Here is a 26,269-nt window from a genome sequence, read left to right as displayed (position 1 = left end):
CGGCCAGAAGCCGGGGCGAAGGTGCCGTACGCCCCAGTCGGGGTGCTCGCACGGCGCAGTAGGCTTCGGCGCGAGAGCCGGAGCCCCTGAACCCATGGGGACACACCAGCCCGAGGAGCGCCCCGACATGAGCCTGACCCTGAGGACCATCAGCCGCGAGCAGCATCTGGCCTACATCCAGAGCCTGCCGGCGGCGAGCCACATGCAGGTCCCGGCCTGGGCCGATGTGAAGGCGGAGTGGCGCTCGGAGCACCTCGGCTGGTTCGACGAGCGCACCGGCGAGATGGTCGGTGCCGGTCTGGTCCTCTACCGTCAGCTGCCCAAGATCAAGCGCTACCTCGCCTACCTCCCCGAGGGCCCGGTCATCAACTGGTTCGCGCCGAACCTGGACGACTGGATCCAGCCGATGCTGGCGCACCTCAAGCAGCAGGGCGCCTTCTCCGTGAAGATGGGCCCGCCGGTGATCATCCGCCGCTGGAACGCGGAGACCATCAAGCGGGGCATCCAGAGCCAGGACGTGAAGCGCCTGCGCGACATGGAGGCCGACTTCATCGAGCCGCGCGCCTTCGAGGTGGCCGACAAGCTGCGCCGTATGGGCTGGCAGCAGGGCGAGGACGGCGGGGCCGGCTTCGGCGACGTGCAGCCGCGCTACGTCTTCCAGGTGCCGCTGGCCAACCGCTCCCTGGAAGAGGTCCACAAGAACTTCAACCAGCTGTGGCGCCGCAACATCAAGAAGGCCGAGAAGGCCGGCGTCGAGGTCGTCCAGGGTGGCTACCAGGACCTCGCCGAGTGGCAGCGGCTGTACGAGATCACGGCCGTGCGCGACCACTTCCGGCCCCGCCCGCTGTCGTACTTCCAGCGCATGTGGACGGCCCTCAACACCGAGGACCCCAACCGGATGCGGCTGTACTTCGCCCGCCACAACGGCGTGAACCTGTCCGCCGCGACCATGCTGATCGTCGGCGGGCACGTCTGGTACTCCTACGGTGCCTCCGACAACATCGGCCGTGAGGTCCGGCCCTCGAACGCGATGCAGTGGCGGATGCTGCGGGACGCCTACGCGCTCGGCGCCACCGTCTACGACCTGCGCGGCATCTCCGACTCGCTGGACGAGACGGATCACCTGTTCGGCCTGATCCAGTTCAAGGTCGGCACGGGCGGGCAGGCCGCCGAGTACCTGGGCGAATGGGACTTCCCGCTGAACAAGCTGCTCCACAAGGCGCTCGACATCTACATGTCGCGCCGCTGAGCCGCGGGCGTTTGATTCCATAGGCTTCACAGCTTTCGCACCTCTGACACACCGCAGCCACGAGAAAGGTTCCAGGTCCGGCCATGGCGCTCACGCTCTACGTCGACACCGCGCGCTGGCGGGCGCACCACAAGCACGTGCAGGAGCAGTTCCCTGGGCTCGTCCCGGTCTGCAAGGGCAACGGCTACGGCTTCGGACACGAACGACTGGCCGAGGAGGCCACGCGCCTGGGCGCGGACATCCTCGCCGTCGGCACCACGTACGAGGCCGCGCGCATCAAGGACTTCTTCAGCGGTGACCTGCTGGTGCTGACGCCGTACCGGCGCGGTGAGGAACCGGTCCCGCTGCCGGACCGGGTGGTCCGGTCGGTGTCGTCGATCGACGGCGTGTACGGCCTCGTGGGCGCCCGTGTCGTCATCGAGGTGATGTCCTCGATGAAGCGGCACGGCATCAGCGAGCAGGACCTGCCGCAGCTGCACGCCGCCATAGAGAACGTCCGGCTGGAGGGCTTCGCCATCCACCTGCCGCTGGACCGCACCGACGGCTCGGACGCCGTCGAGGAGGTCATCGGCTGGATGGACCGGCTGCGGGCGGCCCGGCTGCCGCTGCACACCATGTTCGTCAGCCACCTCAAGGCCGAGGAACTCGCCCGGCTCCAGCAGCAGTTCCCGCAGACCCGGTTCCGCGCCCGCATCGGCACCCGCCTGTGGCTGGGGGACCACGAGGCGACCGAGTACCGCGGCGCCGTCCTTGACGTCACGCGCGTGGCCAAGGGCGACCGCTTCGGCTACCGGCAGCAGAAGGCGGCCTCGGACGGCTTCCTGGTGGTCGTGGCGGGCGGTACGTCGCACGGGGTGGGCCTGGAGGCCCCGAAGGCCCTGCACGGCGTCATGCCGCGCGCCAAGGGCGTCGCACGGGCCGGCCTCGCCACGGTGAACCGGAACCTTTCTCCGTTCGTCTGGGGCGGCAAGCAGCGCTGGTTCGCCGAGCCGCCGCACATGCAGGTGTCGATCCTGTTCGTCCCGTCGGACGCCCCCGAGCCGACGGTCGGTGACGAGCTGGTGGCCCATCTGCGGCACACCACCACGCAGTTCGACCGGATCGTGGACCGCTAGTCCGGGCTGCCGATCCGGGCTGCCGAGGCGAAAGGCCGTACACGATGTTCGCGTACGGCCTTCTTCATGCCCACCGGGGCCCCGACGGTGTGCCGAGGGGGCACCCGACAGGGTGTTCGCTCAGAGCGAACGGTCCTCGTAGGATGGCGGCTCCGGCCTTCCCCAGATCACCTGAGGAGCGTCGAAGTGGGCCGCGTGCCGCGGGGGATGGGCCGCCCCACCGAGCACGAAGACGTCCTCCGCGCCGTCGAGCACCCCGCCCGAGGGGTCGTCGTCGCCTGACCGGCGCACCACGTCCCGCTCGGGCATGAGGATGTCCCGTACGACGACGGCGCACAGGTACAGCGTGCCCAGCAGGTGCAACGCGATCGCCCACTGGTAGCCCTGCGTCGGCAGCCCCTTGTGAGCGTCTCCGCTGGTCGTGTAGGCGAGGTACATCCAGATGCCCAGGAAGTACGCGACCTCGCACGCCTGCCAGATCAGGAAGTCCCGCCACTTGGGCCGGGCGAGAACGGCCAGCGGCACCAGCCACAGGACGTACTGCGGGGAGTAGACCTTGTTGGTGACGATGAAGGCCGCCACCATCAGGAACGCGAGCTGGGCGAAGCGCGGCCGGCGCGGGGCGGTGAGCGTGAGGGCCGCGATCCCCAGGAAGCACAGCACCACCAGCACGGTGGCGGCGGTGTTCACGAAGTCCGTGGTGGGCGGGTTGCTGGAGTTCTGCGCCCAGATCAGCCAGAAAGAACCGAAATCGACACCCCGGTCATGGCTGAACGTGTAGAACTTCGACCAGCCCTGGAACGCGAAGAGCATCACCGGCAGGTTCACGACGAGCCAGGCGACGACGGCTCCGCCCACGGCCTGGAAGAACTCCCGCCACTTGCCGGCCCGCCAGCACAGCACGAGCAGCGGGCCGAGCAGAAAGACCGGATAGAGCTTGGCGGCCGTCGCCAGCCCCAGGAGGACTCCGAAGGCAAGGGCACGGCCCCGCGACCACATCAGCATCGCGGCGGCCGTCAGAGCCACCGCCAGCAGGTCCCAGTTGATGGTGGCCGTGAGGGCGAAGGCGGGCGCCAGAGCGACCAGCAGGCCGTCCCAGGGGCGCCGGCGGTGGGTGCGGGCCACACAGACGGCGATGGCGGCCGCACAGGCCATCAGCATCCCGGCGTTGACGAACCAGTACCACTGCTCCTGGTGCTGGATGGTGCCGCTGCCGGGCGTGAGCCAGGCGGCCACCTCCATGAACACACCGGTCAGCACCGGGTATTCGAGGTAGTCCATGTCGCCCGGGAGCTTGTCGAAATACGGCACCAGCCCGTCGGCGAAGCCACGCCCCTGGTAGAGGTGCGGGATGTCCGAGTAGCAGGCGTGCGTGTACTGCGAGCTCGCGCCGAAGAACCAGGCGCTGTGATAGCAGGGCGCCTTCTGGACGAGGCCGAGCGCGAACATGCCGATCGCGACGAGCGCGACGACCCGTACGGGGGTCCACCAGGTCGTCCCGAGCAGGGCGCGCCGCCCGATGGGCCCACCGATCAGCTCACTCCCGGCCGCGGCGACCTCGTCCTCCCTGGTCGGCCGCACCGGCTCCGCACCGGCAGGCCGCACGGGCTCGGGCTCGTGCACGCTCGCGGGTGTCATCTCTGCACTGGGCATGGGCCACATCCTGCCGTACCTGTCCAGGAGTACGCCGAGGGCCGCCGTACCTCGTGGGTACGGCGGCCCTCGTTTCACGTGAAACACCCTTGGCGGGCGATATGACCGCCAATCGGTCAGACTGCCTGGCTAGCCAGTCGGACCTGCGAAGATTCCTCCATTGCCATTGCCTCTGCTGCTGCCGGTACTGGTGGTGTCGGTGGCTGTAGGCGTGGGCGACGTTCCGCCGGTCGTGCCACCGTTCCCCGTGCCGCCGCTGGTGTCACACTTGTTGCCCCAGCCGAACTGGCAGGAGTCGCTCGGCGTCGGAGACGGGAGCGTAGCCGTGTCGCTCGGCGTCGGGCTCGGCGAGTCGGCCGGCGTCTGGCTCGGCGTGACGGTGACCGACGGGGTCGGGGAAGGCGCACCCGCCTCGTCCTGGACCTTGCCGATCTCGGTGGCTTCCGGGAAGCCCAGGTCGTTGCTCCCCTGCAGCGCGACCTTCATGTACTCGGTCCACACCGACGTCGGGATGTCACCGCCATGGATCGACGCGACGCCGGCCGTGCCGTTCATGGAGAGCAGCTCGTGGTCCTTCGGGTTCTCACGGAACATCGCCACCGAGGTGGACAACTGCTTGGTGTAGCCCACGAACCAGGCCGACTTGTTGCTGTCGGTGGTACCGGTCTTGCCCGCCGCCGTACGGCCCAGGGCCTTGGCGTTCTGACCCGTACCGTTCTGGATGACGTTCTGCAGGACGTCCGTGACGTTGTCGGCGATGTTCGGGTCCATCGCCGGCTTGCGCTTGGGCTTCTCGAAGCCGGGCAGGTCCTGGCCGTCCTTCTTGAGGCGGGTCACCGAGTACGGATCCGCCTGCTTGCCCGACGCCGCGAAGGTCGCGTAGGCGTCGGCCATGCGGATCGCGCTGGGAGTGGACGTACCGATGGCGAACGACGGGTTGAGGTCCTTCGACATGCTCTGGTCGAGGATGCCGGTCGAGCGGGCGACGTCCCGGACCTTCGACATCCCCACGTCCATGCCGAGCTGGACGAACGGCGTGTTGATGGACTGCTCCATCGCCTTGCGCAGGGTGATGTAGCCCCAGCGGTGGTCACTCTCGTTGCGCTGGTAGAAGGGCGAGCCGTCCTTCTTCAGGACGGTGCTGCCGTCCTGGTTCAGGACCTTGAGCTTGTCGTTGCCGTTGTACTTGCTCAGCGGCGAGAGTCCCTCGGGTGCGGTCTTGTACGTCCCGTACTCCATGGCCGCGGCCAGCACGAACGGCTTCCACGTCGAACCGACGGGGACACCCGAGGTGTCGGCGTTGTTGGTGAAGTGCCCGTTCTCGTAGCCGTCACCGCCGTAGAGGGCGACGATCGCGCCGTCGTTGGGCACCACCGACGCCGCGCCGAACTGGACGTACTTGTCCAGGTCGCGGTGCTTCGGGTCGAGGCGCGACTTCTGGATCTTCTTCACGGCCGCGGTCAGGGCGGTGACCTTCTTCTTCTGGAAGGTCGTGTAGATCTGGTAGCCGCCCCGGTCGAAGTCCGCCTCCGTGATGTGGGAGTGGTTCAGGACGTACTTCTTCGCCGTGTCGGCGAGGTAGCTGATCTGGCCGGTCATGCCCTTGGTCGCCTTGCGGCCCTGGGGCACGGGGTACTCCTTGATGGCCTCCTGGTACTGGACGTCGGTGAGGTGCTTGTCCTTGTGCATCTCGCCGAGGATCCAGGACCAGCGGTCCTTCGAGCGCTTGGTGTTGGCCTTCTGGGTCGCCGACTTGTCCAGATCCGGGTTGCCCGCCGGGTCGTAGTACGTCGGGCCCTTCAGCAGCGCCGCGAGGACGGCGCACTGGCTCGGCGTGAGCTTGACCGCGTCCACGCCGTAGTAGGTCTGGGCGGCGGCCTGGATGCCGTAGGCACCGCGGCCGTAGTACGAGGTGTTCAGATACCCCTGGAGGATCTGCGGCTTCGAGAGCTTGGCACCCACCTTTATGGAGATGAACATCTCGCGGAACTTGCGGGTGACGGTCTGGTCCTGGCTCAGGTAGGTGTTCTTGACGAACTGCTGGGTGATGGTCGAACCACCCTGCGTCTGACCGCCTCGCGCCATGTTGGCCAGGGCTCGGACGATACCCATGGGGTCGACACCCGAGTCCTGGTAGAAGCTCTTGTTCTCGGCCGAGATCACCGCGTACTGCATGGCCTCGGGGATCTTGTCGATGGTGACGTTCTGGCGGTTGACTCCGGTGCCGGTGGCCACCATCTGAGTGTTGTCGGCCCAGTAGTAGACGTTGTTCTGCGACTGGGCGGCGATGTTCTCGCTGGGGATCTGCACCATCGCGAAGCCGATGCCGACCATGGCGACGAGACCGCCGACGAAGCCGATGAACAGACCCGAGACGAGCTTCCAGGACGGCACCCAGCGGTGCCAGCCGTACTTGCCCGCCCGCGGGTAGTCGATGAACCGCTTCTTGTCGGGCGGTGCCGCGGCACGGCCCCTGCCGCGCCCGGGCCCGGTCGGTCCGCCCGGACCGCCGCGCCGGCCGCCCGGACCTCCGTTGTCGGCGACACGACGCCTGCCGCCGCCTCTCTGCGCCGCCCGACGGGCCTCGGCACGGCTGCCGTAGGGGCGCTCCTCACCCCCCGAGCCGTAGGAGTCCGACCCATGGGAACTGGAACCATAGGAGTCGGCGGAAGACCCGGTGGCGCCTCGCGGTGCCGCACGGCGGCCGGAGGACGGGCCGGACTGGCCGCGTCGGGCCGCGGCACGTCCGCCTTCCTGCGGCTGCGGCGGTTTGCGACGGTGCTCGCTCATCGAACGATTACTCCTCGGGCAGGCGCACCCGTGCGCGCCTGGAAACGGCGGCTGGTTTCCGGTCCCCCCGAAGTACGGATGTGGTCGGTTCCGCATTCATCCGTACTGCACCGGGGACGACGACGCCCCCAGGCGTCACTTGGTTCCCGGTGGCGTGCATGCCGCACAGACTACGCACCGCCAAAACCTGCCGAGCCCCGAAGTTCACCCCAAAACAGGCAACTCGCGTCCTACGAATCGGTGATGTGATCCCGTTCACCGTCCTCCCTCTTGTCGCATACGGAAGGCCGTTCTATCGTCGAGATGTATCGAGTCGATACATCAGCGCGAGATAAAGACGCTGCGGACCGAGAGGAGGCGATCATGAGCCGACGTTCCGGCATCCTTGAGTTCGCCGTACTCGGGCTGCTGCGCGAGTCCCCGATGCACGGCTATGAGCTGCGCAAACGACTCAACACGTCTCTGGGTGTGTTCCGGGCGTTCAGCTACGGGACGCTGTACCCCTGCCTCAAGACGCTGGTCGCCAACGGCTGGTTGATCGAAGAAGGAAGCACCCATGAGGACGCCCTCGCCGCCGCCCTCGCCGGACGCCGCGCGAAGATCGTGTACCGGTTGACGGCAGAAGGTAAGGAGCACTTCGAGGAGCTTCTTTCACAGACCGGTCCTGACGCGTACGAGGACGAGCACTTCGCCGCACGGTTCGCCTTCTTCGGGCAGACGTCGCGCGATGTGCGTATGCGCGTGCTGGAGGGCCGGCGCAGCCGCCTGGAGGAGCGCCTGGAGAAGATGCGCGCCTCCCTGGCACGCACCCGGGAGCGCCTCGACGACTACACGCTTGAGCTCCAGCGCCACGGGATGGAGTCCGTGGAGCGCGAAGTGCGCTGGCTGAACGAGCTCATCGAGAGCGAGCGGGCCGGGCGGGACCTGAAGGGTTCCGCATCCGGGGGGTCCGCTCAGCAGGACACCACAACTGGAGCGACGGGCGGCCTGCCCCGTCCCGGGGAAACCCCCCGGGCGGATACGCCCGGCGACACCGCCACGTGAGACCCACTCAGGGCCTCACTCGTACACACAGGGAGCAACCGGAATGGGTTCGGTTCGCGTAGCCATCGTCGGCGTGGGCAACTGCGCCGCGTCGCTGGTGCAGGGAGTCGAGTACTACAAGGACGCCGACCCGGCGTCGAAGGTCCCCGGCCTGATGCACGTGCAGTTCGGCGACTACCACGTCGGTGACGTCGAGTTCGTCGCTGCCTTCGACGTGGACGCCAAGAAGGTCGGCCTCGACCTCGCGGACGCGATCGGCGCCTCCGAGAACAACACCATCAAGATCGCCGACGTTCCGAACACCGGCGTCACGGTCCAGCGCGGCCACACCCTCGACGGCCTCGGTAAGTACTACCGCCTCACCATCGAGGAGTCCGCCGAGGAGCCGGTCGACGTCGTCCAGGTCCTCAAGGACAAGCAGGTCGACGTGCTCGTCTGCTACCTGCCCGTCGGTTCCGAGGACGCGGCGAAGTTCTACGCCCAGTGCGCCATCGACGCCAAGGTCGCCTTCGTCAACGCCCTTCCGGTCTTCATCGCCGGCACCAAGGAGTGGGCGGACAAGTTCACCGAGGCGGGCGTCCCGATCGTCGGTGACGACATCAAGTCCCAGGTCGGCGCCACCATCACGCACCGCGTCATGGCGAAGCTGTTCGAGGACCGTGGTGTGCGCCTGGAGCGCACGATGCAGCTGAACGTCGGCGGCAACATGGACTTCAAGAACATGCTCGAGCGTGACCGCCTGGAGTCCAAGAAGATCTCCAAGACGCAGGCCGTCACCTCCCAGATCCCCGACCGGGACCTCGGCGAGAAGAACGTCCACATCGGCCCGTCCGACTACGTCGCCTGGCTGGACGACCGCAAGTGGGCGTACGTCCGCCTCGAGGGCCGCGCCTTCGGCGAGGTCCCGCTGAACCTGGAGTACAAGCTCGAGGTCTGGGACTCCCCGAACTCCGCCGGCATCATCATCGACGCCCTGCGCGCCGCGAAGATCGCCAAGGACCGCGGCATCGGCGGCCCGATCCTCTCGGCGTCCAGCTACTTCATGAAGTCCCCGCCGGTCCAGTACTTCGACGACGAGGCCCGCGAGAACGTCGAGAAGTTCATCCGCGGTGAGGTCGAGCGCTAGCTCGACACAACGCGGCGTGCTAGCTCGACACAACGCGGCGTGCTAGCTCGACACAACGCGGCGTGCTAGCTCGGCACGACGTGGTGCGCCAGGCGCGCCGCACAGAACGCTCCTGCCAGGGCTGTGAGGGTCCCCGGGTTTCGTGACCCGGGGACCCTCGGCATATGTGAGGCTTTGCTCCATGCCCGTCGTCCGTGACCTGCGCGTCCTGCTGCGTCTGCGGGACTTCCGACGTCTGCTGTCCGTGCGCCTCCTCTCGCAGGGCGCCGACGGCGTCTACCAGGTCGCGCTTGCCGCGTACGTCGTCTTCTCCCCGGAGAAACAGACCTCGGCCGTGGCGATCGCCTCGGCGATGGCGGTCCTGCTGCTCCCCTACTCGCTGGTCGGTCCCTTCGCGGGCGTGCTGCTGGACCGCTGGCGGCGCCGCCAGGTCCTCGTCTACGGCAACCTGCTGCGCGCACTGCTGGCGGCGGCCACCGCCGTACTGATGGTCAGCTCGGTGCCGGACTGGCTGTTCTACGTGTCCGCGCTGTGCGTCACGGCCGTCAACCGCTTCGTCCTGGCCGGACTGTCGGCCGCCCTGCCGCGCGTGGTCGACACCGAGCGCCTGGTGATCGCCAACTCCCTGTCTCCGACAGCCGGAACCCTCGCCGCGACCGCGGGTGGCGGCCTCGCCTTCCTCGTACGGCTCGTGGCGTCGGGCTCGGATGCCGCGGTGGTCCTGCTCGGCGCCCTCCTCTATCTCTGTGCCGCCGTGACTTCACTGAGCATGGCTCCCGCGCTGCTGGGCCCCGACCGGGTACAGGCGCAGCCTCACATGCGGACCGCGGTCGCCGACACCGCACGCGATCTGCTCGCGGCCGTCCGGCATCTGGCCGAGCCCCGGCGCCGGGAAGCGGCCTGGGCGCTGGCCTCGATGACGTTGATGCGCTTCTGCTACGGCGCGCTCCTCGTACTGCTCCTCATGCTGTGCCGGTACACCCTCGCCGCGACCCCGGACGACGGACTCCGGCTGCTCGGACTCGCGGTGGCGGTGTCCGGCGCGGGCTTCTTCGCGGCTGCCGTGGTGACACCGTGGGCGGTGGGACGGCTCGGCCCCGGCCGCTGGATCGTGGTCTGCTCCGGCGCGGCCACGGTTCTGGAGCCTGCGCTGGGCCTGCCGTTCGCCACAGGCCCTTTGATGGTCGCGGCCTTCGTCCTGGGGCTGATCACCCAGGGAGCCAAGATCGCCACGGACACGATCGTCCAGTCCTCGGTCGAGGACGGCTTCCGGGGCCGGATCTTCTCCGTGTACGACGTCCTCTTCAACATCGCCTTCGTGGGTGCTGCCGGAGTGGCCGCCCTGATGCTCCCGCCGGACGGCCGCTCGGTGGTGCTGGTGGTGTTCGTCGCCCTGATCTATGGCGGGGTCGCGGTGGTCATGGCCCGCTTCGAAGCGTACCGAGACAGCAAAGGGGGTGATGTTTCACGTGAAACATCACCCCCTCGCTAGGGGTCTCGTCATGTTTCACGTGAAACATGACCTCGCCCACAGACTCAGCTCTGCTCGGCCCACCACTCCTTGAGGGCCGCCACCGCCGCATCGTGGTCCATCGGACCGTTCTCCAGGCGCAGCTCCAGCATGTGCTTGTACGCCTTGCCGATGACGGGGCCGGGGCCGACGCCCAGGATCTCCATGATCTGGTTGCCGTCGAGGTCCGGGCGGATCGAGTCCAGTTCCTCCTGCTCCTGGAGCTGCCCGATGCGCTCCTCCAGGCCGTCGTAGGCTCGCGACAGCGCGGCCGCCTTCCGCTTGTTCCGCGTGGTGCAGTCGGAGCGGGTCAGCTTGTGCAGACGGTCCAGAAGCGGGCCCGCGTCACGCACGTAGCGGCGCACCGCCGAATCCGTCCACTCACCGGTGCCGTAGCCGTGGAAGCGCAGGTGGAGTTCGACCAGACGTGAGACGTCCTTCACCAGCTCGTTGGAGTACTTCAGGGCCGTCATGCGCTTCTTGGTCATCTTCGCGCCGACCACCTCGTGGTGGTGGAACGAGACCCGGCCGTCCTTCTCGAAGCGGCGGGTGCGCGGCTTGCCGATGTCGTGCAGCAGCGCGGCCAGGCGCAGCGTGAGGTCGGGACCGCCCTCCTCCAGCGCGATCGCCTGCTCCAGCACGATCAGCGTGTGGTCGTAGACGTCCTTGTGCCGGTGGTGCTCGTCACGTTCCAGATGCAGGGCCGGCAGCTCGGGCAGGACGTGGTCGGCGAGCCCGGTGTCGACCAGAAGGCTCAGGCCCTTGCGCGGGTTCGCGGAGAGGATCAGCTTGTTCAGCTCGTCCCGGACCCTCTCGGCCGAGACGATCTCGATCCGCGCGGCCATGTCCGTCATCGCCGTGACGACCTCTGGAGCGACCCCGAAGTCCAGCTGCGCGGCGAACCGGGCTGCCCGCATCATCCGCAGCGGATCGTCCGAGAACGACTCCTCGGGCGTGCCGGGGGTGCGCAGCACCTGGGCCGCGAGGTCCTCCAGGCCGCCGTACGGGTCGATGAACTCCTTCTCCGGCATCACCACGGCCATCGCGTTGACCGTGAAATCCCGGCGGACCAGATCCTGCTCGATGGAGTCGCCGTACGACACCTCGGGCTTGCGCGAGGTGCGGTCGTAGGCCTCGGACCGGTAGGTGGTCACCTCGATCTGGTAGCCGTCCTTCTGCGCCCCGACCGTGCCGAAGGCGATCCCGACCTCCCAGACGGCGTCCGCCCAGGGGCGCACGATCTTCAGTACGTCCTCGGGGCGCGCGTCGGTGGTGAAGTCCAGGTCGTTTCCGAGCCGGCCGAGCAGCGCGTCGCGGACCGAACCGCCCACCAGGGCGAGCGAAAACCCGGCCTCCTGGAAGCGGCGGGCGAGGTCGTCGGCCACGGGGGCCACCCGTAGCAGCTCGCTCACAGCGCGTTGCTGCGCCTGACTCAGGGCAGAGGGCTTGTCATCGTTGGGGTTCGGCACAACAGAAGAGGGTACGTGGCCCCGGCGACCCGGGGCGCCTCGATTAGGCGGGCATGGATGCCTACTGCCATAACCGCACAAGGGCTGCGCTTACGGCGTACATCCGCTCTCCCCCGATACTGGATATAGAGGACGGGTCGCTACTGTCCCCCGATCTTGTGGAGCAGACCGCGGCACTTCCCCTCAGCGCGCCTCGTTACCATGCGTGGACGCACATTCCGACGACCACACTGACGACGACGAGGGACGGGCGAGCGCGTGGCCGAGGCGGCTGACTTCCAGGGGACCAGTGCCTCACCTGTGCGCCGGTGGCTGCGGCGCACCGGAGGACTGCTCGCCGGGGCGCCCCTGCTGGCCGGGCTCCTCCAGCTGCCCGCCGCAGGGCCGGCACAGGCCGCCTCCTCCGACACCGTGTCCGTCTCGGTGGACTCCCTCAGCCCCAGCGCCCCCACGGACGGCGACACGCTGACCGTGTCCGGCACGGTGATGAACAAAGGCAAGCAGGCCGTCACCGGCGCCCACGTGGGCCTGCGGGTGGGTCCCATGCTGAACACGCGCGCGGCGATCGACGGCGTCGCCCGGCGCTCCGACGACCTCCAGGGCGGCACCAGCACCGAGGTCGGCGAAAAGTACGAGGAGAAATTCTCCAAGCTGGCCCCGGGAGTCGCCGAGCACTTCAGCATCTCGGTCCCGGTGGACAAGCTCGACCTCGGCGATGACGGCGTCTACGAGTTCGGCGTCGCCCTGTCCGGCCAGACCTCCGCACAGTCCTGGGAGCAGACGCTCGGCATCCAGCGGACGTTCCTGCCGTGGCAGGCCTCCGAGGCCGACACGAAGACGAAGACGACGTTCCTGTGGCCGTTGATCTCCACGGTCCACATGACGGCCAGGACACGTGCCGGCGAGTTGCAGACGCCGGTCTTCCTCAACGACGACCTGGCCAAGGAGATCGCCCCGGGCGGCCGGCTGGCGCAGATGCTGGAGCTGGGCAAGGACCTCGACGTCACCTGGGTGATCGACCCGGACCTGCTGGCGTCGGTGGACGCGATGGCGGGCAACTACCGCATCCAGGGCGACGGCGACACCACCACGGCCGGCACCCACCAGGCGGTCGCCAAGCAGTGGCTGGCCGGCCTGCAGAAGGCCGTGGCGGGCAAGGAGGTCGTCGCCCTGCCCTTCGCCGACCCGGACCTGGCCTCCCTCGCGCACAACGGCACCAGCGTCACCGGCTCGCTGAGCCATCTCAAGGACGCCACCGACGTCGCCGCCACCACCGTGAAGACCGTGCTCCATGTCACACCGAGCACGGACTTCGCCTGGCCGGTGGAAGGCGCCGTGGACCCGTCGATCATGAAGGTCGCCACCTCGGCCGGTGCCGACCGGGTGATCGCCCGCAGCGACAGCCTTCAGGAGGCCACCGGGCTGCCCTACACCCCCTCCGCAGCCCGCCCCGTAGGCGGCGGTACGACTGCCGTGGTGGCCGACGCACGGCTGTCCACAGCCTTCGAAGGCGATCTGAGCAAGGCGGACTCGGCCACGCTCGCCGTGCAGAAGTTCCTGGCGCAGAGCCTGGAGGTGAACGCGCAGACGGACGAGCAGCGCAGCATCGTCGTCGCTCCGCAGCGCATGCCGTCGGCTAGCCAGGCACAGGCGATGGCGGCGGCGCTGAAGACGCTCCAGGACGGGACCTGGTCCCAGTCGCAGAACCTCACCGCCGCCGCCAAGGCCAAGCCGGACCCGGACGCCGCCACGCGAATTCCCTCCACGTCCGCCTACCCCTCCTCGCTGCGCAAGCAGGAGCTGCCCAGGACCGCCTTCGAGCAGATCGCGCGCACGCAGGACAAGCTCGACAACTTCAAGGTGATCCTCAGCGACCAGTCCCGCGTGGTCACCCCGTTCGGGCGGGCCATAAACCGTGAGATGTCCACGTCGTGGCGGGGCCGCAGCACGCAGGCGGACAGCTTCCGGGACGACGTGGAGAACTGGCTCGACGAGCTGGCCGACCAGGTCAAGCTGATCGACAAGTCCGAGACCAAGCTCTCCGGGCGCAGCGCCACCATCCCGGTGACCGTCCAGAACAACCTCGTCCAGCCCGTGAACCACCTCGTGCTGCGGCTCACCTCGACGAATCCGACCCGCCTGAAGATCGGCGGCAAGGCCTACTACGACCAGCGCGTCGATGTCTCCGGCGGCCACAGCCAGTCCGTGAAGTTCACCACCTCGGCCAACGCCAACGGCCGGGTCTCGGTCTTCGCCCAGCTGTACACCGAGGACGGCCAGGAATACGGCGACCCCGTCCAGTTCGATGTGAAGGTCACCGAGGTCACGCCCACGGTCATGCTGGTCATCGGCGGCGGCGTGCTCCTCCTCGTCCTGGCCGGCTTCCGGATGTACACCCAGCGCAAGCGCGCGGCCGCCCGCCAGGCCGAGGACGACGGCCCCGACGCCGCGGGGGAGGACACCGGTGAGAAGCCCGGGAACCCCGGCGCCCCCGGAGACCGTCTCCCGGAGGAGTCCGACGCCCCCTCCGGGGCAGACGACCCGGAGCAGCCGAGTGACCCTGCACCGGACACCGCACCGGAAAGCGCCGACCCGTCCGGGACGGGTGAGAGAGTGGACCGTTGAGCGATGTCGTGGCCGGTGTGGCCCGGGACGATGAGGTGGGGTAACCATGAACGCGCCGTACGACGGTGACCGCGGTCAGGGCGCGGCCGGCTCTGGCTACCCCGAGCCGACGCCCGAGCCCGGGCAGGTGCCGCCGCAGCACGCTGCGGACATGTACCTCCAGGACGCCTACGACCAGGACCCCTACCGGGACCACGATCTCGCCGCTCAGGACCCGGTCGCCGAGGCGCTCTACGACCGTGCCGCGCACCCCCCGCCGCCCCCGGGCACGTACGAGCAGCAGCAGCCGCTGTACGGGCCGCCGGCCCAGTCGCCGTACGCCCCCGACCCCCACGTGTGGGCGCAGACCCCGGCGCCGGAGCCGGAGGGCGCGACCCAGTACCTGCCGTACGGTGACGACCCCCGTACGACCCAGTTCGTGGGCGTGGACGACCTGGTGACGCACTCAGGCGAGGAGTACCACCAGCCCGACGCCTTCGCGCACCTCTTCCGGGACCAGCAGCAGGGCGGTGCGCCCGCGCCGACGGATCCCCCGGCGGTTCCCGGCCCGGCTGCCGTGCCGGGCCCCGGACAGGGCCCCGCGGCTCCGTACCCGGCGCCGCCGCACGCCCAGAGCCCGCAGTACGCGAACCAGTACGCCGAGACGCCGTACCAGGCCGGTCCGCCCGCCGCCGGGCAGCCGGTCCAGCCCCCGGTGCCGGCCCCGGCAGCGGCTCCCGAGCCTGCCGGTCCGTCCGCTCCCGCGGAGGCCTCCGCACCCACGGCTCCCGCCCCGAAGAAGGGCGGGAAGGCCGGCGGGCTGCTCAAGTCCAGTGCGGTCATGGCGGCGGGCACGATGGTGTCCCGGCTCACCGGTTTCATCCGTTCCGCACTGATCGCCGCCGCGCTGGGCCTCGGCTTCCTCGCCGACTCCTTCCAAGTGGCCTACCAGCTGCCGACGATGATCTACATCCTCACGGTCGGCGGCGGTCTCAACTCCGTCTTCGTGCCCCAGCTGGTGCGCTCGATGAAGGAGGACGAGGACGGTGGCGAGGCCTTCGCCAACCGGCTGCTGACCCTCGTGATGGTGGCCCTGGCCGCGCTGACCGGTCTCGCGATGTTCGCGGCACCGCTCCTGGTGCGCATGTTGTCGAACCCGGTCGCCACCAACTCGGCGGCCAACGACGTGGCCGTCACCTTCACCCGCTACTTCCTGCCCTCGATCTTCTTCATGGGCATCCACGTGGTGATGGGTCAGATCCTCAACGCGCGCGGAAAGTTCGGCGCGATGATGTGGACCCCGGTCCTGAACAACGTCGTCATCATCGTGACGCTGGGCATGTTCATCTGGGTCTACGGCAGCGCCGCCAACTCCCACATGACCGTCGCCAGCATTCCGCCGGAGGGTCAGCGGCTGCTCGGCGTCGGTGTGCTGCTCGGTCTGGTCGTGCAGGCGCTCGCGATGATCCCGTACCTGCGCGAGACCGGCTTCCGGATCCGGCTGCGCTTCGACTGGCGGGGCCACGGCCTGGGCAAGGCCGCGATGCTCGCCAAGTGGACGGTCCTGTTCGTCCTCGCGAACCAGGCCGGCGCGATGATCGTGACCCAGCTGTCCACCGCGGCCGGCAAGGACTCCGGCACCGCAGGCACCGGCTTCGCCGCCTACGCCAACGCCCAGCTGATCTGGGGTCTGCCGCAGGCCATCATCACGGTGTCCCTGATGGCCGCCCTCCTGCCGCGCATCTCGCGCTCGGCGGCCGAGGGCGACGGGGGCGCCGTCCGCGACGACATCTCCCAGGGCCTGCGGACGACCGCTGTCGCCATCGTCCCGATCTCCTTCGGCTTCCTCGCACTCGGCATCCCGATGTGCACGCTGATCTTCGGTTCCTCGGGCACCGGCGCGGCCACCAACATGGGCTTCATGCTGATGGCCTTCGCCCTCGGCCTGATCCCGTACTCCGTGCAGTACGTGGTCCTGCGCGCCTTCTACGCCTACGAGGACACCCGGACGCCCTTCTACAACACCGTCATCGTGGCGGCGGTCAACGCGAGCGCCTCCGCGCTCTGCTACCTCCTGCTGCCGTCCCGCTGGGCGGTCGCGGGCATGGCCGCCGCGTACGGCCTCGCCTACGCGATCGGTGTGGGCGTGGCCTGGCGGAGGCTACGCAAGCGGCTCGGCGGTGACCTGGACGGCGCACGGGTGCTGCGGACGTACGCGCGGCTCGGCATCGCCTCGGTGCCGGCGGCCCTGCTCAGCGGTGCCGCCTGCTACGGCATCGGGCATACCCTCGGCCAGGGCGTCATCGGCTCCTTCGCGGCGCTGGTCGTGGGCGGTGCGGTTCTGCTCGGCGTCTTCTTCGTGGCCGCCCGCCGGATGCGGATCGACGAACTCAACTCGCTCGTGGGCATGGTTCGCGGGCGTCTGGGTCGCTGAGGCGGGGGTAGGCGCACAACCATCGTCCGCAGCTGTGTGTCGTGCATAGCGGCGGACTGTGGGCACAATTGGTTTCGGCGTCGGACAGCGCGCAACGGATGGGGAGGCAGGGACGACGGTGGCGGAACGGAGCACGGCTGCCGTCGACGTGGCAGACAACAGCGGCGAGCAGCCGCTGACCGCCAAGGCGGACCAGTCCACGGCCGACGGGGTGGCCCAGAACCCGGAGCGGGACACGGACAGCGAGGGGCAGGGGAGCGGCGGAACGGACGGTCACGGAAAGAAGGCCTCACCGCCAGAACTGCACAGCGGTCACAAACTCGCCAGACGCTACCGTCTCGAGGAGTGCGTCACCCGTCTGGACGGATTCAGCAGCTGGCGTGCGGTCGACGAGAAACTCCGTCGCGCGGTCGGCGTCCACATCCTGCCCGCGGACCATACGCGGGCCCGGTCGGTACTGGCCGCCGCCCGTTCCTCCGCGCTGCTCGGCGATCCGCGCTTCGTCCAGGTCCTGGACGCCGTCGAGGAGAACGACCTCGTCTACGTCGTGCACGAGTGGCTGCCCGACGCCACCGAACTGACCGCGCTGCTGGCGGCCGGCCCGCTGGAGCCGCACGACGCCTACCAGATGGTCAGTCAGGTCGCCTCCGCCATGGCCGCCGCACACCGCGAGGGCCTCGCCCATCTGCGGCTGAACCCGAACGCCGTCCTGCGCGCCTCCACCGGTCAGTGGCGCATCCGCGGCCTCGCCGTGAACGCGGCGCTGCGCGGCATCAGTTCCGACACCCCGCAGCGCACCGACACCGAGTCGATCGGCGCCCTGCTGTACGCGGCGCTGACCCAGCGCTGGCCGTACGAGAACGACGCCTACGGCCTGTCCGGCCTGCCCAAGGACATCGGCCTGATCGCCCCGGACCAGGTGCGCGCCGGGGTCCACCGCGGCCTGTCCGAGCTCGCCATGCGCGCCCTGGTCAACGACGGGGCCACCGCGTCCCGGCACGAGTCTCCCTGCACGACGCCGGAAGAGCTGGTCAAGGCGATCGGCGAGATGCCCCGCATCCGCCCGCCGGAGCCGGCGTTCACGGCCCCGCCGGAGTACCAGCGCACGACGTACCAGCAGGGCACGTACGGCCGCTCCGCAGCGCGTCCCGGTGCCACGCAGCCGATCGTGGCACCGCCGCCCCCGCTGCAGAGCCGCACCGGCAAGGCCCTGAAGTGGGCGGTCTCGGCACTCCTCATCGCCGCACTGGGTCTGGGCAGCTGGCAGCTGGCGGATGCCCTGATGGACCAGGGCGACAAGTCGGACGACACCAACAAGACGCAGGTTCAGGACGGTGGCGGCAAGGGACCGAAGAAGCCGACTTCCGGCACTCCCGTCCCCATCAAGGGTGGCCGCGACTTCGACCCGTTCAGCGACGACCACTCTGAAAACCCTGATGACACGACGAAGGCCTTCGACAACAGCCCGTCCACCAACTGGGAGACGAGCTTCTACCTGAGCCCGGAGTTCGGCAATCTGAAGCCGGGCGTCGGGATGGTCCTCGACCTCGGCAAGGTCCAGCAGGTCGGAAAGGTAACCGTCACCTTCGTGGGGGCCACGTCGGTCGAGCTCCGTGCCGCCAGCGCGGACGCAGGGTCGGAACCGACATCGTTCGACGCCTATACCAAGGCTGCCAGCGGATCGGGCACGACGGTGGTACTCAAGCCCGACAAGTCCCTCAAGACCCAATACCTCCTGGTGTGGCTGACCAAGCTGCCCTCGGACGGGGGAGACCACTGGCGGGGCAGAGTGGCAGACATCAAGGTGACCAGCTGAGGTCTCCACTCGGGAGGGGCAGATGGCAGAGGGCGCCGGATACGACGGAGTGAGCGACCAGGACCTGCTCGCCCGCCATGTGGAAGGCGACCCCGATGCCTTCGGTGAGATCGTGCGGCGGCATCGGGACCGGCTCTGGGCGGTGGCGCTGCGGACGCTGGGGGACCGGGAGGAGGCCGCTGACGCCGTCCAGGATGCGCTGGTGTCCGCCTACCGGGCCGCGCACACCTTCCGGGGGCAGTCGGCCGTCACGACATGGCTCCATCGCATCACCGTGAACGCCTGCCTGGACCGGGCCCGCAAGGCCGCCTCCAGGAAGACCGCTCCGATCGACGACACCGAGCGGCTGGAACAGCTGCTGGAGCCGCACGAGTCGGCCTCCGCTCCCGCCGAGCGGAACGATGTGCACCGCCAGCTCCTCGAGGCGCTCGGCACGCTTCCGTATGAGCAGCGTTCGGCTCTGGTACTCGTGGACATGCAGGGTTACCCCGTGGCCGAGGCCGCCCGGATCCTCGATGTACCCACGGGGACGGTGAAGAGCCGGTGCGCCCGAGGCCGGGCCAGACTTCTACCACTGCTCACCCATCTGCGGCCCGGAAGCACAGGTGACGAAAAGGAACCCGGGCCGGGACGGAACCGGGTGGAAGGGAAATCCGTCCCACCTGCGACGGGTCCTCATGACAAGGGTCCCGGACGTACGGGTCCGAGCGATTCAGCCGTAGTGAAGGGCGGAGGTGGGCGAGCGTGACTTCCTCGACAGACACGGCCGGGCACCCGGACGTCGCCGAGATCTCCGACCTCACCGAAAACCTCCTCCCGCCGGACCGAGGCACAGAGGTACGGCGCCACCTGGAGGGATGCGAGCTGTGCGCGGACGTGCATGCCTCGCTGGAGGAGATCCGAGGGCTGCTCGGCACCATGCCGGGCCCGCCGCGTATGCCGGCGGACGTCGCCGGGCGCATCGATGCCGCCCTCGCCGCCGAAGTGCTGCTGGCCTCCACCGCACCTGAAGCCCTGGAGGCGCCTCTCCTCATTTCCGGGTCCGAGGAGCCGGCCAGCACCGGCGGGCGTGTTTCACGTGAAACCTCGCTCCCGTCGGACCGCCCCCTCGGGCGCCCCAGCGGATCGACCGGCCCGGGGCGGAAGGGACGCGAGCGCGGCCGGCGCCGCAAGACCGTCGCCCTGGGTGCGGTGCTCACCGCCGCCGTCCTGGGGGCCGGATCCCTCGTCCTCCAGTCGCTGGTCAGCAGTGGCTCCAACACGACGGCTCACGGCCGGCCGACACCGGCCGTCAGCGTGTTCTCCGGGAACAGCGTGCAGAGCCAGGTGGAGGATCTGCTCACCACGAAGAAGGGAACGGAGCCGGGCTCCGCCAGCCAGCGGCCGCGCTCGGGCATCGACTCCGAACAGAACAGCCCCGGGTCCACCCAGAGCGCGAACACCCTGATCCAGACCCAGCCCTCTGTTCCCGACTGCGTCCGGCAGGCGATCAACAGCAGCGACGACGTCCTCGGCGCCAAGACAGGCACCTATGCCGGCAGGAGTGCCTATCTTGTCGTGATGCCCGACGGCGGCGACAGCACCCGGGTCACGGCCTATGTCGTCGACGCGGACTGTGTCCACCAGGACCCCGCATCCGTCGGCAAGGTCTTGCTCAAGCAGTCCTTCCCTCGAACCTGAGTCCGAAGAGGGATTCATCTCCGTCTGTGCGGTCATCCGTACCGTGTGCGATCCCCGTGTGCCCGGACACACCGGGAATGCGCGCCCCTTAGGATCCGTTGGGTGGGGTGAGAGTTCTGAAAGGGGCCCTCACCGGTCGACTGACACAGACCAGAGACGAGGAATCAAGCCGTGAGCGACGTCCGTAACGTGATCATCATCGGCTCCGGGCCCGCAGGCTACACGGCGGCGCTCTACACCGCGCGCGCGTCGCTGAAGCCCCTGGTGTTCGAGGGGGCCGTCACCGCCGGTGGCGCGCTGATGAACACCACCGAAGTGGAGAACTTCCCGGGCTTCCGCGACGGCATCATGGGCCCTGAGCTGATGGACAACATGCGGGCGCAGGCCGAGCGCTTCGGCGCCGAGCTGATCCCGGACGACATCGTCTCCGTCGACCTGACCGGTGAGATCAAGACCGTCACTGACACCGCGGGCACGGTGCACCGGGCGAAGGCCGTCATCGTCACCACCGGCTCCCAGCACCGCAAGCTCGGCCTCCCTAACGAGGACGCCCTCTCCGGCCGCGGTGTCTCCTGGTGCGCCACCTGTGACGGGTTCTTCTTCAAGGACCAGGACATCGCCGTGATCGGCGGTGGCGACACCGCGATGGAGGAGGCCACCTTCCTCTCGCGGTTCGCCAAGTCCGTGACGGTCGTCCACCGCCGTGACAGCCTGCGCGCCTCCAAGGCGATGCAGGACCGTGCCTTCAACGACCCGAAGATCAAGTTCGTCTGGGACAGCGAGGTCGCCGAGGTTCAGGGCGACCAGAAGCTCTCCGGTCTGCAGCTGCGCAACGTCAAGACGGGCGAGCTCTCCGATCTGCCGGTGACGGGCCTGTTCATCGCGATCGGCCACGACCCGCGCACCGAGCTCTTCAAGGGCCAGCTGGACCTGGACGAGGAGGGTTACCTGAAGGTCGCCTCTCCGTCCACCCGCACCAACCTGACCGGTGTCTTCGCCGCCGGTGACGTGGTCGACCACACCTACCGGCAGGCGATCACCGCGGCCGGCACCGGCTGCTCCGCCGCCCTCGACGCCGAGCGCTTCCTCTCCGCCCTCGCGGACGAGGACAAGACCGAGGCCGCCGCCACCGCCTGACCCTCCCCTTCCCCCGCCCCACCGCAGAAGATAAGGAGCCCACCGTGGCCCTGAAGAGCACGACCGACGCGTCCTTCGACGAGGACGTCCTCAAGAGCGACAAGCCCGTCCTGGTGGACTTCTGGGCCGAGTGGTGCGGCCCGTGCCGCCAGATCGCTCCGTCCCTCGAGGCCATTGCCGCCGAGCACGGCGACAAGATCGAGATCGTCAAGCTGAACATCGACGAGAACCCGGGTACGGCCGCCAAGTACGGCGTCATGTCCATCCCGACCCTCAACGTCTACCAGGGCGGCGAGGTCGTCAAGACGATCGTCGGTGCCAAGCCGAAGGCTGCGTTGGTGCGCGACCTCGACGAGTTCATCGCCGAGTGACGTTTCACGTGAAACACGAATGGGCCAACCCCCATGGGTTGGCCCATTCGCATGAGGCCCTCGGCTGACAGCGACCTCTACAACGGCCGCAGCGCAGGTTCCTTCTGTACGGCTCCCAGGAGCCGGTCGAGCGCCAGCTCCACGTCTTCCTTCCAAGAGAGCGTCGAGCGCAGCTCCAGTCGCAGGCGGGGGTGCGTGGGATGCTGCCGGACCGTCTTGAAGCCCACGGCCAGGAGATGGTCGGCGGGCAGCAGACAGGCGGGCTCCCTCCAGCGGGCGTCACCGAACGCCTCGATCGCCTTGAAGCCCCGACGCAGCAAGTCCTTGGCGACCGTCTGAACCAGCACCCGGCCCAGCCCTTGCCCCTGATATCCGGGCATGACGAACGCCGTCATGAGCTGGACGGCATCCGGTGAGACCGGACTCGTGGGGAACGCCGTGGAGCGCGGGACATAGGCCGGTGGCGCGTAGAGGACGAAGCCCACGGGGACGTCGTCGACGTAGACCACCCGGCCGCACGATCCCCAGTCCAGCAGGACGGCGGAGATCCAGGACTCCTTCTCCAGCGCGGAGGTGCCCGCCTTTACCGCGGCTTCGCCGCTGACGGGGTCGAGCTCCCAGAAGACACACGAGCGACAGCGCTTGGGAAGGTCCTGAAGGTTGTCCAGCGTGAGCGGTACGAGCCGACGCCCCATGAAGGCTGTTCCTCGCTTCCTTCGCCCGCTGCGTCGCGAGCGGCTGTCAGAGCACTGTGTTCCCTGAGCAGGCTGCCGACGAATCCGCCGACGGCCCCAAGGCCCAAGACAGCACTCACCAGTCCGGTGCGGCTCATCGATCGCATGGCCCCTGTCTCCCCACTCAGAGATCCGCCAGGTGGATGCGCCATACCCCATCCGCATCGTATCCACGAAGCGATTCTCTCGATACTGCCCCAAAGCAAAAGAGCGGACCGCCTTCCGGTACACACCGGATGCGATCCGCTCCCCTGCACCCTCCGGCGGGACCGCCGGAGGTTCAGTCGTCCTGCTCCTCGGAGTCGCCGTCGTGAAGACCCTTCTGCAGAACCGGCCCCTCGCCCGGGGCGAGCGAGCCGAGGATCCGCTCAAGGTCCTCCATGGAGGCGAACTCGACGGTGATCTTGCCCTTCTTCTGACCGAGGTCGACCTTCACCCGGGTCTCGAAGCGGTCCGACAGACGGGTGGCCAGCTCGCTCAGCGCCGGGGAGAGCCGAGCACCGGCCCGCGGGCCCTTGGAGCGCTGGGGCGTCTGGGGCCGCGAGCCCATCAAGGTCACGATCTCCTCGACGGCCCGTACCGAGAGGCCCTCGGCCACGATGCGATGGGCCAACCGGTCCTGCTCCTCCGAGTCCTCGACGGACAGCAGCGCCCGGGCGTGCCCGGCGGAGAGGACCCCGGCGGCGACCCTGCGCTGGACCGCCGGCGACAGCTTCAGCAGCCGCAGGGTGTTGGAGACCTGCGGACGGGAGCGCCCGATGCGGTCCGCCAGCTGGTCGTGCGTGCAGTTGAAGTCCTTCAGCAGCTGGTCGTAGGCGGCCGCCTCTTCCAGCGGGTTCAGCTGCGCCCGGTGCAGGTTCTCCAGCAGGGCGTCCAGGAGGAGCTTCTCGTCATCGGTGGCCCGGACGATCGCCGGGATGGCCTCAAGGCCGGCTTCACGGCAGGCCCGCCACCGGCGCTCACCCATGATCAGCTCATAGCGACCCGGACCCAGCTGTCGTACGACGACGGGCTGGAGGAGACCGACCTCCTTGATGGAGGTGACCAGCTCCTGGAGCGCGTCCTCGTCGAAGACCTCACGCGGCTGGCGCGGGTTCGGCGTGATGGCGTCGAGGGGCAGCTCGGCGAAGTGTGCGCCCACCGGAGGCGCGGGAGCCTCTGTGGCAGGGCTCACCGAGGGCTCCTCGGTTTCATGTGAAACAGGCGGCAGCGTGGCCACCTTCGCAGCAGCCACCCCACGGTCGGTCGTCAGCACCGGGGCCACTGCCGGGGACGTGGACGCTCCACTCCCCATCGCGGCCGGAGCCGGGTTCTTCTCGGTCGGGGCAGCAGGGATCAGTGCCCCAAGTCCGCGGCCCAGCCCCCTCCGTCGCTCGCTCACTGGATCCCTTCCACCATGCTCGGGTCATTCTGGGCGCCGATGTGGGCCTGGCTGGCGTCATAGCTGATGCCGACGCCCTTCAGCGCGATTTCTCGGGCCGCCTCAAGATAGGAGAGGGCACCGCTCGATCCAGGATCGTAAGTCAGCACCGTCTGCCCGTAACTCGGCGCCTCGGAAATACGGACCGAGCGGGGAATGCTCGTCCGCAGTACCTCGTCACCGAAGTGGGTGCGCACCTCTTCCGCGACCTGCGAGGCGAGACGCGTCCGGCCGTCGTACATGGTGAGCAGGATGGTCGACACATGCAGGGTGGGGTTGAGGTGCCCCCGCACCAGGTCGACGTTGCGGAGTAGCTGGCCCAGGCCCTCCAGCGCGTAGTACTCGCACTGAATGGGGATGAGGACCTCCTGGCCCGCGACGAGCGCGTTGACCGTCAACAGACCCAGCGAGGGCGGGCAGTCGATGAGGATGTAGTCCAGCGGCTGCTCGTACGCCTGGATCGCACGCTGCAGCCGGCTCTCACGGGCCACCAGGGACACCAACTCAATCTCCGCACCGGCGAGATCGATGGTGGCAGGGGCGCAGAAGAGACCTTCGACATCGGGGACGGGCTGGACGACCTCGGCGAGGGGCCTGCTCTCCACCAACACGTCGTAGATGGACGGAACTTCCGCGTGATGGTCGATTCCCAGCGCCGTGGAGGCGTTGCCCTGCGGGTCGAGGTCGATCACCAGAACGCGGCCGCCGTGCAGAGCCAGCGAAGCGGCAAGGTTGACGGTCGTTGTGGTCTTGCCCACGCCGCCCTTCTGGTTGGCGACCACGATGACTCGGGTCTGCTCGGGGCGCGGCAAGCCCTCGCCGGCGCGCCCCAGAGCCTCCACCGCCAGTTGGGCAGCACGGCCGATGGGAGTGTCGTCCATCGGGGACGGTGTTTCACGTGAAACATCCGCCCCCATCGACTCGGTACGGGGACCGGGGACCGGATCGGTCATCGGTCCCGCGATGTTGGCGTCGGACCGCACGGATTCACTCTCCTCGACTTCAGGCTCGCAATGAACAGAGCCTCCCATGTCTTCGGGGTCGTGAACCAGTGAGGCCTGGTGTTCTGTGGAGAAATCCACCTCTGTGGACAACTCCGGTGCCTCTCCGAGTGAACCGAGAGGCCTCCGGTCGCGAGGTTCGGCCGCAGCGCGGCCGCGACTGATGATGCCGTGCAGCAGTGAGCGACGTTTCACGTGAAACACGATGCACAGTGACGGCGGCCGGACCTTCGCGACACTCCGGCTTGCGTACGTTTGGCAGCTTGTGTGGAGTACGTCTCGTCGTCAGGACGGATCAGAGACGCCTGTCTCCAGGGCCGGCGACGCCGATCTCGCGTATCAGCGACGCCGCCGTGCCCGACCCGTCCGGGCCGCCTTGGCCCGCTTGGCCGCGAAACGCACACCGCCCGGGCTCTCGCCCACCTCGACCCGTACGACCGTGGACGGGGGATCCACCACGCCCTCACCCACATGCAGGATGGACGTCGACACCGCACCGAGCTTGCTGAGCGCGGTGGCCGCGGACTTCAGCTCCTCCTCGGCGGTGTCCCCCTTGAGCGCGAGCATCTCGCCGTACGGGCGCAGCAGCGGAATGCCCCAGGCTGCCAGACGGTCCAGCGGGGCCACGGCGCGGGCCGTCACCACATGGACCGGCGGCAGCTTGCCCATGACTTCCTCGGCCCGGCCCCGCACCACGGTGACGTGATCCAGGCCCAGCAGCTCGACGACCTCGGTGAGGAAGGTGGTGCGCCGCAGCAGGGGCTCAAGAAGGGTGATGTTCAGGTCGTCCCGGACCAGGGCCAGCGGAATGCCCGGCAGGCCGGCACCCGAGCCGACGTCGCATACCGTCACCCCCTCGGGAACCGCCTCCGAAAGGACCGCGCAGTTCAGTAGATGCCGCTCCCACAGGCGGGGCACTTCGCGTGGGCCGATCAGGCCACGCTGCACGCCCGCCTCGGCGAGCAGCTCCGCATAGCGGACCGCATCGGCGAAGCGATCACCAAACACTACCCGCGCCTGCTCGGGCGCGGGGGGAAGCTCCGCTGCCTCCGTCACGGGGACCGTCCTTCCGTACAGCGCCAGTGCTTCGCGCACCGGCCACCAGAACTACCAGGC

The 26,269-nt window shown here is 68.8% G+C and carries 19 protein-coding genes; 12 read left to right on the top strand and 7 right to left on the bottom strand.

What is annotated here, in order from left to right; genetic code table 11:
- Positions 1 to 127: 127 nt before the first annotated feature.
- Together femX and ACWC5O_RS10715 are read left to right on the top strand one after the other, a co-directional pair.
- On the top strand, positions 128 to 1,249 hold the full coding sequence (gene femX, locus ACWC5O_RS10720; RefSeq protein ID WP_450586072.1) for a peptidoglycan bridge formation glycyltransferase FemX: 1,122 nt from the start codon (positions 128 to 130) through the stop codon (positions 1,247 to 1,249).
- Positions 1,250 to 1,332: 83 nt separating this feature from the next.
- On the top strand, positions 1,333 to 2,364 hold the full coding sequence (locus tag ACWC5O_RS10715; RefSeq protein WP_450586070.1) for an alanine racemase: 1,032 nt from the start codon (positions 1,333 to 1,335) through the stop codon (positions 2,362 to 2,364).
- Positions 2,365 to 2,484: 120 nt separating this feature from the next.
- Here ACWC5O_RS10715 and ACWC5O_RS10710 read toward each other — a convergent pair whose 3' ends face one another.
- Together ACWC5O_RS10710 and ACWC5O_RS10705 are read right to left on the bottom strand one after the other, a co-directional pair.
- Entirely contained in the window at positions 2,485 to 4,017 is a 1,533-nt protein-coding gene (locus ACWC5O_RS10710) for a glycosyltransferase family 87 protein (RefSeq protein WP_450586068.1), read from the bottom strand.
- 129 nt (positions 4,018 to 4,146) lie between these two features.
- Complete coding sequence (locus ACWC5O_RS10705; RefSeq protein ID WP_450586066.1) at positions 4,147 to 6,807, bottom strand: transglycosylase domain-containing protein; 2,661 nt, start codon at positions 6,805 to 6,807, stop codon at positions 4,147 to 4,149.
- Between the two features lie 363 nt (positions 6,808 to 7,170).
- Between ACWC5O_RS10705 and ACWC5O_RS10700 the strand changes: the two genes are divergently transcribed.
- The 3 genes from ACWC5O_RS10700 to ACWC5O_RS10690 all read left to right on the top strand — a co-directional run bounded on the left by ACWC5O_RS10700 (position 7,171) and on the right by ACWC5O_RS10690 (position 10,469).
- A complete protein-coding gene (locus ACWC5O_RS10700) occupies positions 7,171 to 7,851 on the top strand; it encodes a helix-turn-helix transcriptional regulator (protein ID WP_450586064.1) in 681 nt (226 codons plus the stop codon).
- A gap of 43 nt (positions 7,852 to 7,894) precedes the next feature.
- Positions 7,895 to 8,977: an inositol-3-phosphate synthase gene (locus tag ACWC5O_RS10695; protein WP_450586062.1), complete on the top strand. Its 1,083-nt coding sequence runs from the start codon at positions 7,895 to 7,897 to the stop codon at positions 8,975 to 8,977.
- Positions 8,978 to 9,158: 181 nt separating this feature from the next.
- Positions 9,159 to 10,469: an MFS transporter gene (locus tag ACWC5O_RS10690; protein WP_450586060.1), complete on the top strand. Its 1,311-nt coding sequence runs from the start codon at positions 9,159 to 9,161 to the stop codon at positions 10,467 to 10,469.
- A 44-nt stretch (positions 10,470 to 10,513) separates the two neighbouring features.
- Here the strand turns inward: ACWC5O_RS10690 and ACWC5O_RS10685 are convergent, their stop codons facing one another.
- Complete coding sequence (locus ACWC5O_RS10685) at positions 10,514 to 11,956, bottom strand: CCA tRNA nucleotidyltransferase (RefSeq protein ID WP_450586059.1); 1,443 nt, start codon at positions 11,954 to 11,956, stop codon at positions 10,514 to 10,516.
- 258 nt (positions 11,957 to 12,214) lie between these two features.
- Between ACWC5O_RS10685 and ACWC5O_RS10680 the strand changes: the two genes are divergently transcribed.
- The 7 genes from ACWC5O_RS10680 to trxA all read left to right on the top strand — a co-directional run bounded on the left by ACWC5O_RS10680 (position 12,215) and on the right by trxA (position 21,998).
- Positions 12,215 to 14,581 (top strand): DUF6049 family protein, encoded by a 2,367-nt coding sequence (locus ACWC5O_RS10680; protein ID WP_450586057.1) that lies wholly within the window; start codon positions 12,215 to 12,217, stop codon positions 14,579 to 14,581.
- Positions 14,582 to 14,627: 46 nt separating this feature from the next.
- Complete coding sequence (gene murJ, locus ACWC5O_RS10675; protein WP_450586055.1) at positions 14,628 to 16,994, top strand: murein biosynthesis integral membrane protein MurJ; 2,367 nt, start codon at positions 14,628 to 14,630, stop codon at positions 16,992 to 16,994.
- A gap of 118 nt (positions 16,995 to 17,112) precedes the next feature.
- On the top strand, positions 17,113 to 18,810 hold the full coding sequence (locus tag ACWC5O_RS10670) for a protein kinase family protein (protein ID WP_450586053.1): 1,698 nt from the start codon (positions 17,113 to 17,115) through the stop codon (positions 18,808 to 18,810).
- A gap of 22 nt (positions 18,811 to 18,832) precedes the next feature.
- Positions 18,833 to 19,558 (top strand): RNA polymerase sigma factor SigM, encoded by a 726-nt coding sequence (gene sigM / locus ACWC5O_RS10665; RefSeq protein WP_450586051.1) that lies wholly within the window; start codon positions 18,833 to 18,835, stop codon positions 19,556 to 19,558.
- Positions 19,555 to 20,490 carry an anti-sigma factor family protein gene (locus ACWC5O_RS10660; protein ID WP_450586049.1) on the top strand — a complete coding sequence of 312 codons (936 nt, stop codon included), beginning with the start codon at positions 19,555 to 19,557 and terminating at the stop codon, positions 20,488 to 20,490. The genes sigM and ACWC5O_RS10660 overlap by 4 nt, the downstream gene beginning before the upstream one ends.
- Positions 20,491 to 20,661: 171 nt before the next feature.
- Positions 20,662 to 21,627 carry a thioredoxin-disulfide reductase gene (gene trxB, locus ACWC5O_RS10655; RefSeq protein ID WP_450586047.1) on the top strand — a complete coding sequence of 322 codons (966 nt, stop codon included), beginning with the start codon at positions 20,662 to 20,664 and terminating at the stop codon, positions 21,625 to 21,627.
- Between the two features lie 44 nt (positions 21,628 to 21,671).
- The gene (gene trxA / locus ACWC5O_RS10650; RefSeq protein WP_145878953.1) at positions 21,672 to 21,998 is read left to right on the top strand and encodes a thioredoxin; all 327 of its coding nucleotides are present in this window, start codon (positions 21,672 to 21,674) and stop codon (positions 21,996 to 21,998) included.
- Positions 21,999 to 22,075: 77 nt separating this feature from the next.
- On the opposite strand, the gene ACWC5O_RS10645 is transcribed toward trxA, so the two are convergent.
- From ACWC5O_RS10645 to rsmG, 4 genes are all read right to left on the bottom strand, one after another.
- Positions 22,076 to 22,693 (bottom strand): GNAT family N-acetyltransferase, encoded by a 618-nt coding sequence (locus tag ACWC5O_RS10645; protein ID WP_450586044.1) that lies wholly within the window; start codon positions 22,691 to 22,693, stop codon positions 22,076 to 22,078.
- A gap of 319 nt (positions 22,694 to 23,012) precedes the next feature.
- On the bottom strand, positions 23,013 to 24,113 hold the full coding sequence (locus ACWC5O_RS10640) for a ParB/RepB/Spo0J family partition protein (RefSeq protein WP_450586042.1): 1,101 nt from the start codon (positions 24,111 to 24,113) through the stop codon (positions 23,013 to 23,015).
- The gene (locus ACWC5O_RS10635) at positions 24,110 to 25,183 is read right to left on the bottom strand and encodes a ParA family protein (RefSeq protein WP_450586428.1); all 1,074 of its coding nucleotides are present in this window, start codon (positions 25,181 to 25,183) and stop codon (positions 24,110 to 24,112) included. Before ACWC5O_RS10635 ends, ACWC5O_RS10640 begins: the two co-directional genes overlap by 4 nt.
- A 309-nt stretch (positions 25,184 to 25,492) precedes the next feature.
- Positions 25,493 to 26,209: a 16S rRNA (guanine(527)-N(7))-methyltransferase RsmG gene (gene rsmG / locus ACWC5O_RS10630; protein ID WP_450586040.1), complete on the bottom strand. Its 717-nt coding sequence runs from the start codon at positions 26,207 to 26,209 to the stop codon at positions 25,493 to 25,495.
- Between the last annotated feature and the right edge of the window lie 60 nt (positions 26,210 to 26,269).

Source organism: Streptomyces sp. NPDC001450 (assembly GCF_053597295.1).
This window is presented reverse-complemented; position numbering and strand designations above follow the sequence as displayed.

Coding starts and splice junctions, on each gene's coding strand:
- femX (WP_450586072.1), top strand. CDS start 128: ATGAGCCTGACCCTGAGGACCATCAGCCGCGAGCAGCATCTGGCCTAC.
- ACWC5O_RS10715 (WP_450586070.1), top strand. CDS start 1,333: ATGGCGCTCACGCTCTACGTCGACACCGCGCGCTGGCGGGCGCACCAC.
- ACWC5O_RS10710 (WP_450586068.1), bottom strand. CDS start 4,017: ATGCCCAGTGCAGAGATGACACCCGCGAGCGTGCACGAGCCCGAGCCC.
- ACWC5O_RS10705 (WP_450586066.1), bottom strand. CDS start 6,807: ATGAGCGAGCACCGTCGCAAACCGCCGCAGCCGCAGGAAGGCGGACGT.
- ACWC5O_RS10700 (WP_450586064.1), top strand. CDS start 7,171: ATGAGCCGACGTTCCGGCATCCTTGAGTTCGCCGTACTCGGGCTGCTG.
- ACWC5O_RS10695 (WP_450586062.1), top strand. CDS start 7,895: ATGGGTTCGGTTCGCGTAGCCATCGTCGGCGTGGGCAACTGCGCCGCG.
- ACWC5O_RS10690 (WP_450586060.1), top strand. CDS start 9,159: ATGCCCGTCGTCCGTGACCTGCGCGTCCTGCTGCGTCTGCGGGACTTC.
- murJ (WP_450586055.1), top strand. CDS start 14,628: ATGAACGCGCCGTACGACGGTGACCGCGGTCAGGGCGCGGCCGGCTCT.
- sigM (WP_450586051.1), top strand. CDS start 18,833: ATGGCAGAGGGCGCCGGATACGACGGAGTGAGCGACCAGGACCTGCTC.
- ACWC5O_RS10645 (WP_450586044.1), bottom strand. CDS start 22,693: ATGGGGCGTCGGCTCGTACCGCTCACGCTGGACAACCTTCAGGACCTT.
- ACWC5O_RS10635 (WP_450586428.1), bottom strand. CDS start 25,183: ATGGGAGGCTCTGTTCATTGCGAGCCTGAAGTCGAGGAGAGTGAATCC.